We start from the raw sequence: 15,767 nt of genomic DNA on the forward strand, positions 1-15,767 counted from the left end.
GTCGCCAAGGTCACCATCAGCTTCGGCACCGACCCGACGCAGTACCCGGCCGCCATGGCGGGCGGCGCGTTCGCCTACACCATCGCCCTGTCCAGCGGCACGACCCACCTGGCCGCGGGCTCCCCGACCCCGACCGCCTACGTCCACGCCTACGACGCGTCAGGCAAGGAGATCTACAACCAGAAGACCGACCCCGCCTTCTGACCAGTGCCGCCGCCGCGAGGGTTCACCGCCGCCGTCAGGCGCGCCCGGGCGTCAGGATCGCGGTGGCGGGCGCCCGGCCACGCTCCGGGCCGGGCGCGGGGGCCGGAACTATCGCTCCTGTGGGGGGAGGACCGCGTAGGCGCGCACCGGAAAGGTGCCCAGGCCCTCGACGGCCGGTGGCGCGGCGTGGAACCGGAACCCGTCCACGGGCAGGTTGTCCAGGCCGCGCAGGTGCTCCACGACGGGGATGCCCGCCGCCAGTAGGGCGGTGTGCGCGGGTCGGGTCGGATCCTCGGTGTCGTCGATGTTCTGCGAGTCGATGCCCACCAGCGCCGGCCGCTGCTCGGCCAGCCACGTCGCCCCCTCGGCGGTGAGGAAGGGGTGGCCGCCCGCCCCGTAGCGCTCGCTGCCCCAATGCCGGTCCCAGCCGGTGTGGATCAGCACCGCCCGGCCTGCGACCGGGTGGGGCACCAGGGTCGTGCGGTCGACGGCGCGGTCCTGGGCGCCGATGACCCGGACGACGAGCCCGTCCAGGTCGACCAGTCCGTCCAGCGGCAGCCCAGCGAGGTCCGGTCGATCGGCGAAGCGGTGGAAGGGGCTGTCGAGGTAGGTACCGGTGTTGGCGACCATCGAGATGCGGCCGATCTGGAACTCGGTGCCCGGCGCGTAGTGGTCGCGCGAGGCCTCGCGTGAGAGGTGGTCGCTGATGTCGGGTCCGGGCAGGCCGGGGCAGGTGACCATGCCGTGGCGGATCGGGTGGCTGAGCTCGACGATCCGGCGGTCCTGCGTCCGCGCGCCTGCGCGCTCGGTTCCGCGACCGCCCTTGTGCGCCTCGCGCAGGGCACGCCTGTCAGTGATCCGCACGGTCTGGACCATCAGCAGGCCGAGGTGGCGCACGAGGAGCTCACCGAGCTCGTCGTCGCTCAGCTCCGGGCCGGGCACGTCCAGCCGGAACCCCTGTGTCTGCAGGCCGCCGCCGTTGGCGAAGACCACGTCCGCGTCGAACTGCACACGCCACTGCTGCTGTCCGTCGGCGTCGTCGTAAGCCTGGTCCATGCTCTTCCCCTCCGTGCGCGACTGCGCCCACTCTGCCACGCACGGGCCGGGCGGCGGAGGACAGGGCACGACCGTGGCTCCGACGAGCGGGTCCGGTCCCTGGATCAGTGGCCGGAGATCGACAGATCGCCCGATCCGATGACCATGATCGACTGCTTCAGCATCGTCCCGGTCCAGTCGCACTGCGTCTGTGGCACCAACTCGTCCAGTGTGATGGTGAGTTGGAATGAACCGGAGAGCCCCTGATAGGCGCCGGCGCCGGAGCCCGGCACGACGGGGGCGGTCCCGCTCACGGTGACGTGGCCCGCGCAGGAGTGCGGGTTGACCGGATGGGTCCGCAGCGCGGCGATCAGCTTGTGGTCGAGGGCGGTGAAGTCGATGCGGAAGCCGCCCTGGGACAGCACCAGACTCTGCTGGCCCGCGTGGTCGGCGCTGACACTTCCGTCCGGATTGATGCTGACGGCCGTGCCGAAATCGCCCAGCGCCCCGGTGAGGATGACGGACTCGCCCGCCCCGTCGTTGTCGGTGAACCCCGCGAAGTGGACGATGCCGTGCGGCGTCGTGTCGGCCGTGGCCGCCGACGACCCGGCGGCGACCAGCACAGTGGCGGCGACCATCGCGCCGACCACCGCGGTCAGGACTCTCTTCCCGCTCTTCCGTGTGCGCATGGGCCAGCTCCCCCTGTGGTCGATCCCTTGCGAACGGTGCTGTGGTGCTGCCGCGTCAGCATCCCCTGGCGCGATCCGGTGGCGCAAGGCCAGCGCGCACCGTTTCGCACGCAGGCACCTCCGCTTCGCAGCCGCCGCGCGCCGGGCGGCTGATCGACGGCGCGGGTGACGGCCACACCAACACGGCAGCGTCATCACCCTCGACGGCAGCGACTGAACGTCAGCCCTGGGGTCACATCTGCGCCCAGCGCGACGAGGCAAGCCGACTGTGGGGTCCGCCCGGACGAAATCACGGGACAGCGGCCGGAGCGGCGGCTCAGGATGTCCCTGTGATCACGATACGAACGGCCTCGACCGACGATGCTCCACTGCTCGCACGACTGAACGGCATCGTCCATGAGTTGCATGTGGCCCACCGCCCCGACCTGTTCGTCGACTCGCCCGGGCAGGACGCCCTTGAAGCGCTCTTCCGGGCCCGACTCGGCGATCCGTCGGTCACCGCCTTCGTCGCCGACGACTCGGACGGCAGAAGCCTCGGCTACGCCCAGGCTCGCGTCGTGAGCTGGGACGCCAGTGCACTGGTCCAGCCGGACCGGGTCGTCTCTCTTGATCAAATCGCGGTGGTCCCGGAGGCCGGCGGCATGGGCGTCGGCTCGGCGCTGCTCGAAGCAGTGCGTGACATGGGACGCAAGGCAGGCTGTCGGCGCCTGGTGACCGAAGTCTGGGACTTCAACGAGGGAGCTCGCGCGTTCTATGACGCGGCTGGTCTTCAGCCCATGAATGTGCGGCTCGATCAGCCGCTCTGCCCGTGACCAGGATGTCCAGGCCAGGGACCAACTGCCCCGTGTGCGGTCTCGATCAGGGATTCGAGCCGTGGGGTTCCGACGGCTTCACGCCCTCGTTCGACATCTGCGCCTGCTGCTTCACCGAGTTCGGCTACGAGGACGCCACGAACGCAGCCGTGAGAGCCACGCGGGACGCATGGATCGACGCCGGCTGTCCCTGGCGAGGACCCGAGAGCGAACAACCCGCCAAGTGGGATCCACGAGCACAACTGGAGCACGCCCTCAGACTGCCGCACCGGGATTAGCCGGTTGCCGCGTGCGGTGCGGCATGCGTGAGGTCGGTGGGACCTGTCTCAGTAAGGTCGGTCGATGCCGTGGCCGGCCAGGACGTCCTCGTAGTACCCCAGGATTTCGTCCAGCTTGGCCAGGAGGTACTGCGCACTTTCCAGCGCCTCGCCCACCTCGCCCTGTGCACAGAGAGTCGTCACTTCTGCGACCTCGCTGCGAATGATCGACAGCGAGTCGCCCTGGACCACGACCCCCGGGAAGCGTCGGCCGGGCATGCGAATCACGGTGGGCGCCAACAGCTCTATCTCGATCCGCTCCATGGAGGCATCCAACCGAAGATCGCTCGCGACGGGCAAGGTCGATCACCCCTCGGGCAAGGTCGATCACCCCTACCTGCTGCCACGGCTCCAGTCCTGGTCCTGCCTCCGCTGGCGCGCGATCAGCTGTGCGGCGCGGGCGGCCACCGGGGTAAATGAGTGGCTATGAGGCACCGTGGTTGCGACCATGCGGCAGTGAACGCAGATCTCCCGGACGGATGGACGATCGAGCGGGTCCGTTCGGAGTCAGGTGACGCCGAAGCGGATCTGCTCTCGCTTGAACGACTCGTCGTTGTCGAACAGTTGGGTTTTGTCGACTACGAAGTCCTCCAGCCTGACCTCATCCTGTCCTTTCATGACCTCTGCCTCGCCCGAGCCGAGGACGAGTGGTTCATGGGGCAGCTCGGCGACGACGGCTCGGTCATCTGCTGGGCTTCCTACGGCTCCGACCTGGACAAAGCCATCCGCGCGCTATGAGCTTCCCGCAGGCCCCTGATCACTGGAAGGGGCACGTTCCACCTGGTCGGTTACTCGGGCGGCGGCGCTTTGCGCGCGAATCAGGCCTGACCACTGCCAGACCGCGCAGGCCCGCTACGCACGGCGACCGCACGGCGACCGTACGGCGGTCGCGCTGTGATCGATGTCGGCGCGACGCCGGAGCAGTCTCCTCCTCCCGCCCCTCCTGCGGCCTCCCGGGCCGATGCCTCGACGTGGGCGTAGGGTCGAGGCGTGAGCGGTACCGCCCCCCGGGTCCGGCTGGCCGAGCTTGTCGCCGCGCTCTCCCTGGGCATCGACCTCGGTTTCGGCCAGCCGATGGAGCATGTCCTTCGTCAGTGCCTGATCGCCCTGCGGCTGTCCGAGCGGATCGGCCTGGGCGACGAGGAGCGCGTGCCCGTGTACTACACCGCGCTGCTGGTCAACGTGGGCTGCCATTCCGACGCCCACGAGCAGGCGAAGTGGTTCGGCGACGACATCGCCCTGAAAGCCGGCAAGTACCGCTACGACCAGCGGAGCCTGGCGGCCGCGGCGTCGGCGCTGCGCCTGATCGGTTCGGGGAACCCGCCGCTGCACCGGTTCCGGGTCGGGCTGGAGTTCACCCTGGGCGGGTTCCGCGAGGTGGACCACATGATCGCCGGCCATGCCGCGCTGGCTGCCGCACTGGCTCGTCGGCTCAGCCTGCCCACGGACGTCCAGCAGGCGGTAGGAGCCGCCTACGAACAGTGGGACGGACACGGATGGCCCGGGAAGCTCAAAGGCGAGGCCGTTCCCGTCGCCGCCCGCCTGGCCCAGCTGGCGGAGTTCACCGAGGTCGCGCACCGTCTGGGTGGCGTCGACGCCGCCCTGACGCTGGCCAGGCGCCGAGCAGGCGGACAGTTCGACCCGCGGCTCACGGCAGTGCTGTGCGAGGACCCCGAGGCCGTGCTCGGTGATCTGGACGCCGCGCGGACCTGGGAGGCGGTGATCGCCGCCGAACCGGCGCTGGGGGTGTGGCTGAGCGAGGAGCAGTTCGACGAGGCCCTGCTGGCGGTGGCCGACTTCGTCGACCTGAAGTCGCCGTTCACGGCCGGCCATGCGCGCGCGGTGGCTGCCCTGGTCGACGCCGCCACCTCGCAGTCACACCTGGACGAGGACGAGCGGCGGGAACTGCACCGGGCCGCCCTGGTGCACGGACTCGGCCGCCTCGGCGTGTCGAACGCCATCTGGGACAAGCCCGGCCCGCTCGGCACCGGGGAACGTGAACGGGTACGCCTCCAGCCCTACCTGACGGAGCGAATGCTCTGCCAGTCGGCGACGCTGGCGCCGCTCGGAGCCATTGCCGTCCAGCACCGGGAGCGTCTGGACGGTTCCGGCTACCCCCGTGGACTCACCGCGGCGGCGATCTCGACCAAGGCCCGGATCCTCGGTGCCGCGGACGCCTACCAGTCCATGCTCGAACCACGGCCTCACCGCGAAGCCCTACGGCCGGCTCAGGCGGCTGCGGAGTTGCGCGCCGAGGCGGCGGGCGGCCGGCTCGACGCCGAGGCGGTGACGGCGGTGCTCACGGCGGCCGGCCACCGCGTCACCCGTCGCCCGCCCGGCCCGGCCGGCCTGACCAGCCGCGAGGTCGACGTGCTGCGGCTGCTGGCCCGCGGCTGCTCCAGCAGGGACATCGCGAGCCGCCTGGTCATCTCGCCGAAGACCGTCCGCAACCACATCGAGCACATCTACGCCAAGATCGGGGTGTCCACCCGGGCCGCCGCGTGCCTGTTCGCGATGCAGAACGGCCTGCTGCCCCAGGCGGACGACCCGGCAGCCTGATCCGGCGGCCCGGCCCGGCCACAGGCCGGCGCAGGGCGAAAGATGAGGCAACCGCCCCATGCGGCCGCGCCCGCCACAGCCGTAGCGTCGACATCGGCACCCGGGACGTGAGCCCAGGGCGTGAGGAATCGAGGCAGCCATGAGCATCCACAAGGCCTTCTTCGCACTGTGCTACGACCGTCAGATGGCCAGGGCCGAGGAGGCGGGTCTGCGGGAGTCGCGCCGCCGTCTGGTCGCCGAAGCCACGGGCGAGGTGCTGGAGATCGGCGCCGGGACCGGGGCCAACCTCGAGCTCTACGGTCCGGGCGTGGCCGCCCTGACCGTCACCGAGCCCGAGCCGGCGATGGTCCGCCGCCTCGAACGCCATGTCCGGGAACGGGCGCCGCACGCCACCGTGCTGCGTGCGCCCGCCGAGGACCTGCCCTTCGAGGACGCCAGCTTCGACGTGGTCGTCTCCACCCTGGTGCTGTGCGGCGTGGCCGACCAGCCGCGCGCGCTGCGCCAGATCGGCCGCGTGCTGCGGCCGGGCGGACGGCTGCTCTTCCTGGAGCACGTGCGCTCCCAGGAGCCGAAACTCGCCCGCACGCAGGACCGTCTCAACTGGCTGAACCGCCTGGTGGTCTGCTGCGAGTGCAACCGCCCGACGCTGGACTCGATCAAGGCGGCCGGCTTCGAGGTCGGCCAGGTTGAACACGGCGTGCTGCCCAAGGCACCCCCGTTCGTCCGCCCGCTGATCCTGGGCACGGCGCGGTGGCCACAGGCGCCGCTCACCGACGCACCGGACCTGCGCACGGCGGCAGGGACGGAGCGAGGCTGAGGAGCCGACGCGCTGAAGCCGGGCGTGGTGCGCACGCCTGCTCACGGACGGAGGAGCCCTGCCGCGGCGTGACTCAGCCCCATGGGCGTTCACGCTCTGATGCGCCCACCTTGGGACGGGACGCAGTCAGTCCTCGCCGGGCGTCAACGGAGCAGCGCCGTTGCGTCCGTCGCCCGGGCGATGCGTCGTCCGACCAGGCGTTCGGCTTCGGCCACCGGGAACCACCCGGCGTACGTCACTTCGCTCTCCTGGATGTGCCCGGCGTCCGCTTCGGTGGTGAAGGCGTAGCCGAAGTCCAGGTGGTGGTGGGCGGGTTCGCCCTTGTCCGGGCGGGCGGCGACGAGCCCGTACTCGATGTACGCGGGGACGTCGAAGGACGGGGTCACGGTGCTCGGGTCGATTCCGGTCTCCTCGACGAGCTCCCGCGCGGCGGCCTCCAGCAGGCCGGTATCGGTCGGCTCGACGTGGCCGCCGGGCTGCAGCAGGATCTGGTAGGCGCGGTGCTTGATCAGCAGGATCTCGCGGCCGTGCCGCACCAGGAGCGCGCCGGCGGTCACGTGCATGGGGAGCGTGCGGCGTGACGTGACGTCCATCCCGGTCCTGAGCAGCTGCAGGGGCTCGGACAGTGCGCTCTCCTCCTCCGGATGGAGGGCGAGATATGCGCTGAGCGCGGCGGCGACCTCTCCGTTCGTGATCACCACTGCGGCCGCCCGGCAGGGGGATTGCGCCGTCGGTCGGGTCCACGGACATGTCCCTCGGTGCCGGACGGCGGCTGCGCGTCCTCGTCGGAGAGAAGCCGCGCGGTGAGGAGGAGCGCGGCCATGGTTCCGGCTTCGGTGATCCGTCCGTCGACGCACATCGCCACGGCCTCGTCGAGAGGTGTCCAACGCAGGATCATGCCCTCCTCGCCGGCCTCTCGGTGGTGCTCGCCCAGGTGGAGATCGGACGCCAGGTAGAGGTGCTCGGTGGCCCGGACGTTCGCGGGCATGCGCCACATCCGGGTCAGCAGCCGGATTCTGTCGGCGGTCAGGCCGGCCTCCTCGGCGAGTTCGCGTGCGGCCGCCTGCTCTGGTGTCTCGCCTGCTTCGCAGCCGCCGCCCGGGAGCACGAGGAGGCGCTCGCCGCACGCGTAGACGTCCTCCTCGAGCAGGGCGACGCGGAGGTCGTCGTCGAGCGCCACCACGCGGACACCGTCGGGCTGCGCGACGTACTCGTAGGAGCCCAGGGTGCCGTTGGGGCGCACGACCTCGTCCCGGCGCAGGATCATCCGCCGACCTTCGTGGAGCGTCTGTGACGTGACGGTCTCCCAGCCTTGAATCATCGTGCTCCTCTCACCCTGCCGCGATGGCGTCGTCACGACTGGGCACGGTGGGCACAGGTGCGCGCCACAGCAGGATGTCGTCGCGGAAGGACTGGTGGACGGGGACGAGTTCGTTCGGGTCGTCGAGGGAGGCGAGGGTGACCGCGATACTCGTCGCCCCGTCGTCCCTGGCACAGACCTGGCTGCCGCAGTCGGGGCAGCGTCCGCGCCGGGAGTCGGGCCAGGTGGCGTGCCAGACGGGTTCCCCGGCGGGGCCGATCCAGGTGAACTGGGCCAGGTCGAAGCCGACCCAGGTCATCTCCGCCGCTCCGGACAGGCTGCGGCAATGCCGGCAGGAGCAGATGTGCGGCCAGTCGGGGCTTCCGGTGGCCCGGTAGCGCAGGGCTCCGCACTGGCAGCCGCCCTCGCGCACGGCAGGCCCGGCGGCCGGGTAGGCGTGCCGGTCCTGACATGCGGTCTGCATCAGCGCGGCCCGGGAGGCAAGCGGATAGGCATGCGCGGAGCCCGCGGACTGGTAGGCGTGCGGGAAGGCGATGGCGAGCACGTCCAGGCTCGGCTGGAACAGCGGGGCCGGCAGCGGGCCGATCGGGTGCCACTCCCACCGCTCGATCAGGTGCGGCTCCTTGGCCTCGGGAGTGCCGGAGAAGGTGTTCACGTACGCGGCGACGGTCGTGCGTGGCAGGCCGCCGCGCCCGTCGACGAGCATCGCGAGGAGCTGCACGTCGCCGGGTGTGACGAGCAGCCCCGTCTCCTCGCCGATCTCCCGGGCCGCGGTGCTGGTCAGGTGTTCCCCGGGCCGGGGCTTGCCGCCGACCGCTTCGAGCAGGCCCGCGAAGCGGGCGGAGCGGCCGAGCAGCACCCGGTTCGTTCTGGGGTCGTGGATGACGACGCCGACGCCGAACAGAGCGTTCGCCGCCGGGACGTGCTTCTCCTGGGCGGTGTGGGAGGGCAGAGGCTCGCGCAGCACCAGGACGACGAGGTCGCCTGCCTGATGGCGCTGGACGGCACCGAACCCGCCGGTCAGGTCGGCGATCTGCTGCTCGTCGAGGGCGACGGGGCGGGGCTCGGTGGGGGTGCTGAGGATGAGAGTGCCGCCGGGGCGCAGCAGGTGGCGGACGAGGGCGAGGAGCCTTGGTTGGTCCAGGAAGGCGCCGGTCAGGCGGCAGGTGATCAGGTCGAAAGAGGCGCGCGGGAACGCGTCGAAGCCGTCCCGTTCGACGTCCAAGACCACGTACCGCGCCGGGAGGCCCGCCTCTGCGGCTGCCGCTCGGGCCTGTTCGACAGCGGGGCGGGAGAGGTCGACGCCGGTTCCGGTCCAGCCCAGGGCGGCGAGGTGGCGGGTCGTTTCGCCGGTGCCGCAGCCGAGGTCGAGGGCTGTCCCGCCGCCGGGCGGCGGGAGGTGGTGGTTCAGGAGTCGGCGCTCCTCGTCACGCAGCGGGGCGAACGGGTTGCCCGCGCTGTAGGCGGAGTTGCCGTGGTGCTGGTTCGTCGACGTGGTGGTCATGTCCCGCTTTCGTGATCGTGGCCGCGGTGGGGCGAGCGGGGAAGGGTGCTCACGCGCGAATGCTTCCGGTGTGGATGAGGTCGAGGACCTCGCCGGCGGGCCGGACGTCGCCGAAGGAGCGGTACACCACGCGCAGGCTTGCGTTGTGGGCCTCGTCGGTGCCGCCTGCGCAGCCGTCCGCGACGACGACGGCCCGGTATCCGAGCTCGGCGGCGTCCCGGCAGGTTCCCTCCACGCACACGCCGGTGACGGTGCCGCACAGCACCAGCGTGGTGATGTCCCGCTGCTGCAGGAGCTGGTGCAGGTCGCTGCTGCCGGGGAACAGGGCGCTTGTCCCGGTCTTCTCCAGCAAGAGGTCCGCCTGCTCGTCCACCGCGAGGCCGTCCAGGAGTCGGGAGGGCAGCGGCCCGGTGCCGCCGGAGGCCCGGAACATCTCGGCGACCTCGGTCCCGTAGAACTCCTCACGCACGGGCCGGTGTTCACCGGTTCCGGGCAGCACCCACACCACCGTGCCGCCCGCCTGGCGCAGCGCGTCGGCGATCCGGTTCACCTGGGGGACGATGCCGCGCAGGTAGGGGCCGTCGAAGAACGGCACCGCGTCGATCACCAGCAGTGCGGTGCGCCGCGGGTCCAGGCCGGTGAACCCGTGCCGGCGGCCCCGTCGGTCCTCCTGCCGCTGGTACTCCCGCGGGTCGATCCGCCACTGGTGCACCAGCGCCGAGGGGCCCGGCCCACCGGTGCGCCCTGGCGGTTCCGGGGCCGCGCCGGCGAGGTTGCCGGGGGAGTCGGACCCGGTGAGGCGCCGCAGCGTGCGGGCGTCGGCGAGGAGCTGGTCCTCGTCCTGACGTCCCTCGTCGAGGAAGGCCCAGGGCATCGGTCCGCCCGGGGCGGGGTCGTCCACGGTGCGCGGGTACATGTGGGCGTGCAGGTGGGGGAGCACGTTGCCCAGCAGTTCGATGTTCAGCTTCAACGCCTGGTAGTGGCGCTTCAACGCATCCCCGGCGGTAAGGAGTTCGCGCCAGAATCCGGCGGCTTCCTGCTCGTTCAGGTCGGTGGGGTCGGCGACGTGCCCCGGTCCCTTCCAACGGGCGACGGTGTAGCCGCGCACCTGGCCGCTGCGCCACAGGTACGCGTCCAGGTAGGTGCCGTTGAAGAACCGCACGCCCCACCCGATGTCGTCCTGGTCCGGGGTGGCGCACATCCCGCAGCCCTCACCCGAGAGCAGGCGGGCGAAGTTCTCGGGCCAGGACACCGGGGCGTCGGCGGGGAGGCTGTCGTCGGTGGTCGTCATGCTCGGGAATCCCTTCTGGCGGTCAGGTGGCTGGGGTCTCGACGTAGGCGGGGGTGCCGGGGCGGGCCGCGAGGAGCAGGGAGAGTTGCTCGAACTGCTCGTCAGGGATGTCGGGGCGCCAATCGGCAAGGGTGCGCACCTGCCAGTGGGTGTGCTCGTCGGGGTCGAGCCGGATGCCCTCCATCTGGTGTGGGGTCAGCCGGCCGCCGTGGAAGAAGAAGCCCTGGTGGGCGAAGGGCCAGTACGGGCGCGGCGGGATCCACTGAACGCCCAGCAGCAGAGGCGGGCCGGCGAAGCGGATACCGGTTTCCTCCTCCGTCTCCCGGACGGCCACCTGCCACGGCGACTCCGTGGGGTCGTCGTGGTTGCCACCGGGCAGCTGCCAGCGCTGGAGCCGGTTCTCGTTGACGGAGTGCAGTTGGAGCAGCCGGTCCTCCGGGTCGGTGAAGACCAGGGTCGCGAACACGGTCACCTTCGGCAGCCCGGCGCTGTACCGGGTCGGATCGATCCACGTCTTGGTCATGGAGTCCTCGGCGGCGATTGGAGGTCCGGGGCTCGGTGGCGTCCGGTCCCGGGCGGGGGTGGGCGGTAGAGGGAGTCGTAGGCGGTGCGCAGGTCGGGGGCGACGGCGCAGGGTCGCCATCCGTCGGCCGTGAGCTGCTGGATCAGGCGAGGCCGGTCGGGGGCTTCCATGCGGGCCAGTCCCGGTTCCAGTGGGTCGGCCCGCAGGGCACCCAGCAGGCCGCCTGGCAGGTCGCCCGGCAGGTCGGATCGGCTCACCCCGATCCCTCCCCGGGGGCGAGGCCGTCGACGAGCTCGGTGAAACCGCCTCGGGCCAGAGCGGAGCGAACGCGCTGTCCGTCCGGGGAGGGGAGGGAGTCGCCGGCCTGTTCGGCGTGGACCCACAGACCGGGCCCGGCCGGGCTGCTCGCGGTGGACAGGGAGAACAGGTGGACCAAGGTCGGTGGTGCCTGGGGACCCTCGGGGTGGATGACCCAGTCCACCGCGCGGAGGGTGAGAGGTTGGTGGAGGCGGACGATCCGGGCGGCGGCCTGCTGGGGGAGCTCCTGGTGGACGGGCACCGGCCCGCCGGGCAGCCGCGGCCGGCCGGATGCGGTGGACAGCCACAGGCGGCCGTCGGGCCGGGTCAGCAGCACTTCGGCGTGGCAGTGGGCGCGCGGCCTGGTCGCGAGGTAGGTGGCGCGGTCCATCGGCAGGACCACGCCGTCCGGCGGCACGGAGCGTGGCGTGGTCCTCGCACGCTCGGCGGCGATGAGGACGGAGGCGGTCGCGGCCGGGTCGTAGGGGCGCCCCGCGACCAGGGCCAGCGGGCCGGTGCCGCGGTCGGCGGCGGTCAGGGAGGCGGTGACCCGGCGGCCGAGGCGGGGCGGCAGCAGGTCCGCGCATTCGGGGACGGTGCGCAGCGACCAGCCGCTGATCTCGCTCGGCTGTACGCGGATACGCTCCAGGTCGCCGTCCGTCAGGGGGTTTTCGGTCCGATAGAGATAGGCGATCACCGGCGGCCGGTCCCGGCCCAGCACGTAGTCGACGCAGGCGAGCTGTCCCAGCCTCAGGTCGAGCCCGACCTCCTCCGACAGCTCCCGCGCGGCCGTGGTCCGGGGTGTCTCTCCCGGTTCGGTGCCGCCGCCGGGGACGGCGAACGGGTAGTGCCGGTCGTAGGTGATCTCCACCAGCAGGCAGCGGCCCTGCCGGTCGCGGGCCAGCACACCTGCGGCCGTCAGAACCAGGTCGTCGACGTTGCCGCGACGCCGCGGTCCGGTCGGCGTCGGGTGCCGGGAGTGCCCAGAGTGCCGGGGGTGCTGGGGTTGCTGGGGTTGCTGGGGTGTGGTCATCCGGCGGCCTCCGTCACACGGGCTGCCGCCGCAGCCCGGCGTCGCGTCACGTGTCTGCACCGGCAGCGGCCAGCGCGAAGGCCAGGGGTTGCAGGCCCGCGTCACGCGAACCCTTGACCAGCACCACGTCCCCCGGCACCAGCAATTCCTCCAGCACCGGCAGCGCCTCCTGTGCGGTGGCAGCGAAGACCTCCACGCCCGCCCCGTCGGCCAGCCAGATCGCCTCCGGACCGCCGACGGGGATGAGCAGCACACCGAGGTCACGGGCCAGCGCCCCGATTCCGCGATGAGCGGCGGGCGCCTCGTCGCCGAGCTCCAGCATCGCCCCGAGGACCGCCACCGGCCGCCGCCCGCTCCCGCCGGTCATCGTCACCAGGGTGTGCAGCGCCGCCCGCACCGAGTCGGGGTTGGCGTTGTAGGCGTCGTTGACGACCGTGACACCGTCGCCGCGCTCGAGCACCTGCCCGCGACCCGCCGTCAGCGGGACCGCCCCCGACAGGAGTTCCGCGCACTGCTCCACACTCATGCCGAGCGCCCAGGCCGCGGCCGCGGCGGCGAGCGCGTTGTCGACCTGGTGACCGCCGAGCAGTTGCAGGCGCACCGGGGCGTGGCCGGTGGGCGTGTGCAGTACGAAGCAGGCACGGCCGTGCGCGTCGAGGGCGACCTGCTCGGCCCGCACGTGTGCACCCTCACTACGGCCGAACCAGACCACCTGCCCGCGCGTGCGCGGGGCCATCGCGGCGACCAGAGGGTCGTCCAGGTTGAGCACGGCGTGCCCGGCCGGGGTCAGCTTCTCGACGATTTCGCGCTTGGCCTGAGCGATCCTGTCGCGGGAGCCGAACTCGCCGATGTGGGCGGTGCCGACGTTCAGCACCACCGCCACATCCAGCGGGGGAGCCAGGCCGACCAGCTCGCGGATGTGGCCCACCCCGCGCGCGCCCATCTCCAGCACCAGGTAGCGGCACGCCTCCGCAGCCGCAGCCCGACTGACGGTCACGGGAAGGCCGATGGTGTTGTTGAAGCTCTGGGCGGTCGCGGTGGTGGGCCCGAGGGCGGGCAGCAGTTGCGCGATGAGGTCCTTGGTCGAGGTCTTGCCCGCCGACCCGGTGATCCCCACCGTGCGGGTCCCGGACGCCTCCAATCGAGCGGACAGTACCTCGGTCAACTGGGCCACCGCCGCCGGGACGTCGTCCACGACGACGGCCGGCACTCCGACCGGGCGCTGCGCCAGCACGCCGACCGCGCCCGCAGCGACCGCCTGCCGGGCGAAGTCGTGCCCGTCCCGCGCCCCGTGCAGGCACAGGAACAGCTCACCGGCCCGGACGTGACGCGAGTCGAACTGGAACGAACCCACAACCGCCGCGGGGTCAGGCACGTCGTGGAGCGATCCGCCGGTGAGGGTGGCGAAGGCGGCAAGAGTCGACGAGAGCACAGGAGACAGACCTTCCGGTCGGGGCAGACAGGGGAGAGGGGCAGCGGACGGCGAGTCAGCGGGCGGCCTGGGCGATCACGAAACGCGTGCCGGGCCGGTCCACCACCCGGCCCGGCGGCAGGGACCCGTCGGGGGTGTCAGCGGGGAACGCGTGCACGACGGCGTCCGCGCCGCCACGGAACTCGGCGTCCCATCGACGGACCAGATCGGCCAGGCGCTGCGCGGCCTGCCCGGCGTCGGGCCCGTGCGCGAACACCCCGAACTCGTGGAAACGCTCGTCCACCTGGCGCATGACCACGTAGGTGAGGGCTCCGGTGGTCGCGGTGGCGCTGTGCCCGATCCCGAGCCACGACAGGCGCTCCCCACCCGGGTCCAGGATCTGTCCGGACGGGCCGAAGTAGCGCAGGTACGGGGTGAGTCGGGTGGACAGGTACTGGTCCAGGTGCGGGATCACGGGCTCCATCCGTGCCACCTGCACCCCGGTCCACACCCGCTTCTGCTCGCCTTGGGCCAGGCCCAACACCCTGTCAGCGGCGACATCGAGGGCGTCGGTGACATGCAGTTCAGCGTCGCCGGGCAGAGCGATCCGCTCGGCGCGGTGCGCGCCGTCGCCCTGCATCGCGACAAACCCGCACAGGAGTTGCCGCTCGGCCCGCCACGAGCCGCCACCGTCCTCGCAAGGCTGGAAGGTGTAGCAGCGGGACAGGCCCAGCAGGGTCAGCGGCACGACGATCCGCGCGCCCGGTGCAGCCTGCTCCCTCCAGGTGGTCGCCAGGTCGGTGGCCTGCGCGGTCACGATCACCGCGTCGAACGGCCCGGCGTCGGCGGCCCCGTAGTGGCCGTCGCCGCAGCGCATGTCCACGTTGGTGATCCCCGCACCGGCCAGGGCGGCACGGGCGTCGTCCACCAGCTCGGGGTCGATCTCGACGCTCACCACCCGCCCGGCGGGACCGACGAGCTGCGCCGCGAGGGCGGCGTTGATGCCCCGCGCGCCGCCGATCTCCAGGACCCGGTCACCAGGTTGGATCCTGGCTTCCTCCAGCATGTGGGCGACCAGCCAGGGCGCGGACGCGGACGAGACCGTGTGACCGTCGGCGTTGCGCTTGACCGGCACGGTGTCGTCGGCCGAGTACACCAGCGCGAGGTCGGCGCCGGGCAGGAAGCTCTCCTTGGCCAGGGAGCCCATGGCGTCCGCCACCGGCTGGGTACGGATCCACTTCTTGGCGCGTAGTTCCTCGACCATCCGGGCGCGCAGCGCGTCGCTGGTGTCGGTGCAGGTGACGGGGGTGCTCAACAGGGCCTCCGGTCGGGCTGGGGGCGGATTTCGGGCAGGGCGGATCGGCCCGGATCAGGCCAGGTGATGCGGCCCGCCGGCGCGGTACGCGGGGTGGTGGCGACGAGCATTCCAGCCGCCACCGACACCCTCCGGCGTGTCGTCGGCGGCATCACTCGATGGAGCCAATCTGTGTGTTGCGACGGCGAGTTCATGGACGACGGCCACCTCCCCTTGGCGGCTCTGGGCCGCAGCGCAGCGCCATGGGTCTGCCGGACGGAACGCGGATGGCGCCGAGCCACGCATGTAGCGGCCCGGCGTGTCGAACTCCGTCAGGAGCGCCGCAACATCGAGGGTCCGCAGCGCTGCCTTCTCGCCTCAGGGCGGCGACGACGATCCGGAGCCGGCGCCATCGATCGGACGCATATCCGCGCCGAGGGCGCAGCGGAGACAGCCGCGCGTGGCGGGTCGCGAACGGTGTGCAGGGCGGGGCCGACCGCAGCGAGCCGGGAGCGCACTGGGGCGGCGTCGAAGAGCTCGGCGGACGACGCCGCGCCGGCAGGCCGTGCTCAGCACGGATCGCCGCGCGACGCAGACGCAACGGAGGGCTCTGTGCCATGTGGCGCGTTGCCGTGGTGGCTGGTGCTCCCATGGCGGCAA

At 72.0% G+C, this 15,767-nt stretch carries 16 protein-coding genes and 1 pseudogene; 5 read left to right on the forward strand and 12 right to left on the reverse strand.

Annotation, left to right across the window (positions count from 1 at the left end; all coding sequences use genetic code 11):
* Positions 1–204 (forward strand): annotated as a pseudogene (locus BMY61_RS46170) (hypothetical protein); the annotation flags it as partial.
* A 108-nt stretch (positions 205–312) separates the two neighbouring features.
* Here the strand turns inward: BMY61_RS46170 and BMY61_RS14880 are convergent.
* Both BMY61_RS14880 and BMY61_RS14885 read right to left on the reverse strand, forming a co-directional pair.
* A complete protein-coding gene (locus BMY61_RS14880) occupies positions 313–1,260 on the reverse strand; it encodes a cyclase family protein (protein WP_052438523.1) in 948 nt (315 codons plus the stop codon).
* Positions 1,261–1,364: 104 nt separating this feature from the next.
* The gene (locus BMY61_RS14885; protein ID WP_042444925.1) at positions 1,365–1,928 is read right to left on the reverse strand and encodes a hypothetical protein; all 564 of its coding nucleotides are present in this window, start codon (positions 1,926–1,928) and stop codon (positions 1,365–1,367) included.
* Between the two features lie 329 nt (positions 1,929–2,257).
* Here BMY61_RS14885 and BMY61_RS46175 point away from each other — a divergent pair, with 329 nt between their 5' ends.
* The gene (locus BMY61_RS46175; RefSeq protein WP_052438522.1) at positions 2,258–2,740 is read left to right on the forward strand and encodes a GNAT family N-acetyltransferase; all 483 of its coding nucleotides are present in this window, start codon (positions 2,258–2,260) and stop codon (positions 2,738–2,740) included.
* A gap of 326 nt (positions 2,741–3,066) precedes the next feature.
* Here the strand turns inward: BMY61_RS46175 and BMY61_RS14900 are convergent, their stop codons facing one another.
* Positions 3,067–3,321: a DUF6959 family protein gene (locus BMY61_RS14900; RefSeq protein ID WP_042444924.1), complete on the reverse strand. Its 255-nt coding sequence runs from the start codon at positions 3,319–3,321 to the stop codon at positions 3,067–3,069.
* Between the two features lie 192 nt (positions 3,322–3,513).
* Between BMY61_RS14900 and BMY61_RS14905 the strand changes: the two genes are divergently transcribed.
* The 3 genes from BMY61_RS14905 to BMY61_RS14915 all read left to right on the forward strand — a co-directional run bounded on the left by BMY61_RS14905 (position 3,514) and on the right by BMY61_RS14915 (position 6,433).
* Positions 3,514–3,795 (forward strand): hypothetical protein, encoded by a 282-nt coding sequence (locus BMY61_RS14905; protein WP_042444923.1) that lies wholly within the window; start codon positions 3,514–3,516, stop codon positions 3,793–3,795.
* A 252-nt stretch (positions 3,796–4,047) separates the two neighbouring features.
* Complete coding sequence (locus BMY61_RS14910) at positions 4,048–5,616, forward strand: HD domain-containing phosphohydrolase (protein ID WP_042444922.1); 1,569 nt, start codon at positions 4,048–4,050, stop codon at positions 5,614–5,616.
* A 139-nt stretch (positions 5,617–5,755) separates the two neighbouring features.
* Positions 5,756–6,433, forward strand: a complete 678-nt coding sequence (locus BMY61_RS14915; protein ID WP_042444921.1) for a class I SAM-dependent methyltransferase — start codon at positions 5,756–5,758, stop codon at positions 6,431–6,433.
* Between the two features lie 143 nt (positions 6,434–6,576).
* Here the strand turns inward: BMY61_RS14915 and BMY61_RS14920 are convergent, their stop codons facing one another.
* The 9 genes from BMY61_RS14920 to fxlM all read right to left on the reverse strand — a co-directional run bounded on the left by BMY61_RS14920 (position 6,577) and on the right by fxlM (position 15,128).
* Complete coding sequence (locus BMY61_RS14920) at positions 6,577–7,131, reverse strand: NUDIX hydrolase (RefSeq protein WP_236655934.1); 555 nt, start codon at positions 7,129–7,131, stop codon at positions 6,577–6,579.
* The gene (locus tag BMY61_RS14925) at positions 7,128–7,700 is read right to left on the reverse strand and encodes an NUDIX domain-containing protein (RefSeq protein ID WP_063773213.1); all 573 of its coding nucleotides are present in this window, start codon (positions 7,698–7,700) and stop codon (positions 7,128–7,130) included. The genes BMY61_RS14920 and BMY61_RS14925 overlap by 4 nt, the downstream gene beginning before the upstream one ends.
* A 64-nt stretch (positions 7,701–7,764) precedes the next feature.
* Complete coding sequence (locus BMY61_RS14930; protein WP_052438521.1) at positions 7,765–9,258, reverse strand: methyltransferase domain-containing protein; 1,494 nt, start codon at positions 9,256–9,258, stop codon at positions 7,765–7,767.
* A gap of 49 nt (positions 9,259–9,307) precedes the next feature.
* Complete coding sequence (locus BMY61_RS14935; protein ID WP_236655933.1) at positions 9,308–10,549, reverse strand: isochorismatase family protein; 1,242 nt, start codon at positions 10,547–10,549, stop codon at positions 9,308–9,310.
* Between the two features lie 22 nt (positions 10,550–10,571).
* Positions 10,572–11,072, reverse strand: a complete 501-nt coding sequence (locus BMY61_RS14940) for an NUDIX domain-containing protein (protein ID WP_042444919.1) — start codon at positions 11,070–11,072, stop codon at positions 10,572–10,574.
* A complete protein-coding gene (locus BMY61_RS46180; RefSeq protein ID WP_042444918.1) occupies positions 11,069–11,329 on the reverse strand; it encodes a DUF6087 family protein in 261 nt (86 codons plus the stop codon). The genes BMY61_RS14940 and BMY61_RS46180 overlap by 4 nt, the downstream gene beginning before the upstream one ends.
* Positions 11,326–12,402 (reverse strand): NUDIX domain-containing protein, encoded by a 1,077-nt coding sequence (locus BMY61_RS44950; RefSeq protein ID WP_075003910.1) that lies wholly within the window; start codon positions 12,400–12,402, stop codon positions 11,326–11,328. The genes BMY61_RS46180 and BMY61_RS44950 overlap by 4 nt, the downstream gene beginning before the upstream one ends.
* A 46-nt stretch (positions 12,403–12,448) precedes the next feature.
* Positions 12,449–13,834, reverse strand: a complete 1,386-nt coding sequence (locus tag BMY61_RS14950; RefSeq protein ID WP_042444917.1) for a UDP-N-acetylmuramoyl-tripeptide--D-alanyl-D-alanine ligase — start codon at positions 13,832–13,834, stop codon at positions 12,449–12,451.
* A gap of 55 nt (positions 13,835–13,889) precedes the next feature.
* Positions 13,890–15,128 carry a methyltransferase, FxLD system gene (gene fxlM, locus BMY61_RS14955; RefSeq protein WP_052438519.1) on the reverse strand — a complete coding sequence of 413 codons (1,239 nt, stop codon included), beginning with the start codon at positions 15,126–15,128 and terminating at the stop codon, positions 13,890–13,892.
* Positions 15,129–15,767 lie beyond the last annotated feature (639 nt).

The sequence above is a fragment of the Streptacidiphilus jiangxiensis genome (assembly GCF_900109465.1).
In the GTDB taxonomy this organism is placed as follows: Bacteria; Actinomycetota; Actinomycetes; order Streptomycetales; family Streptomycetaceae; genus Streptacidiphilus; species Streptacidiphilus jiangxiensis.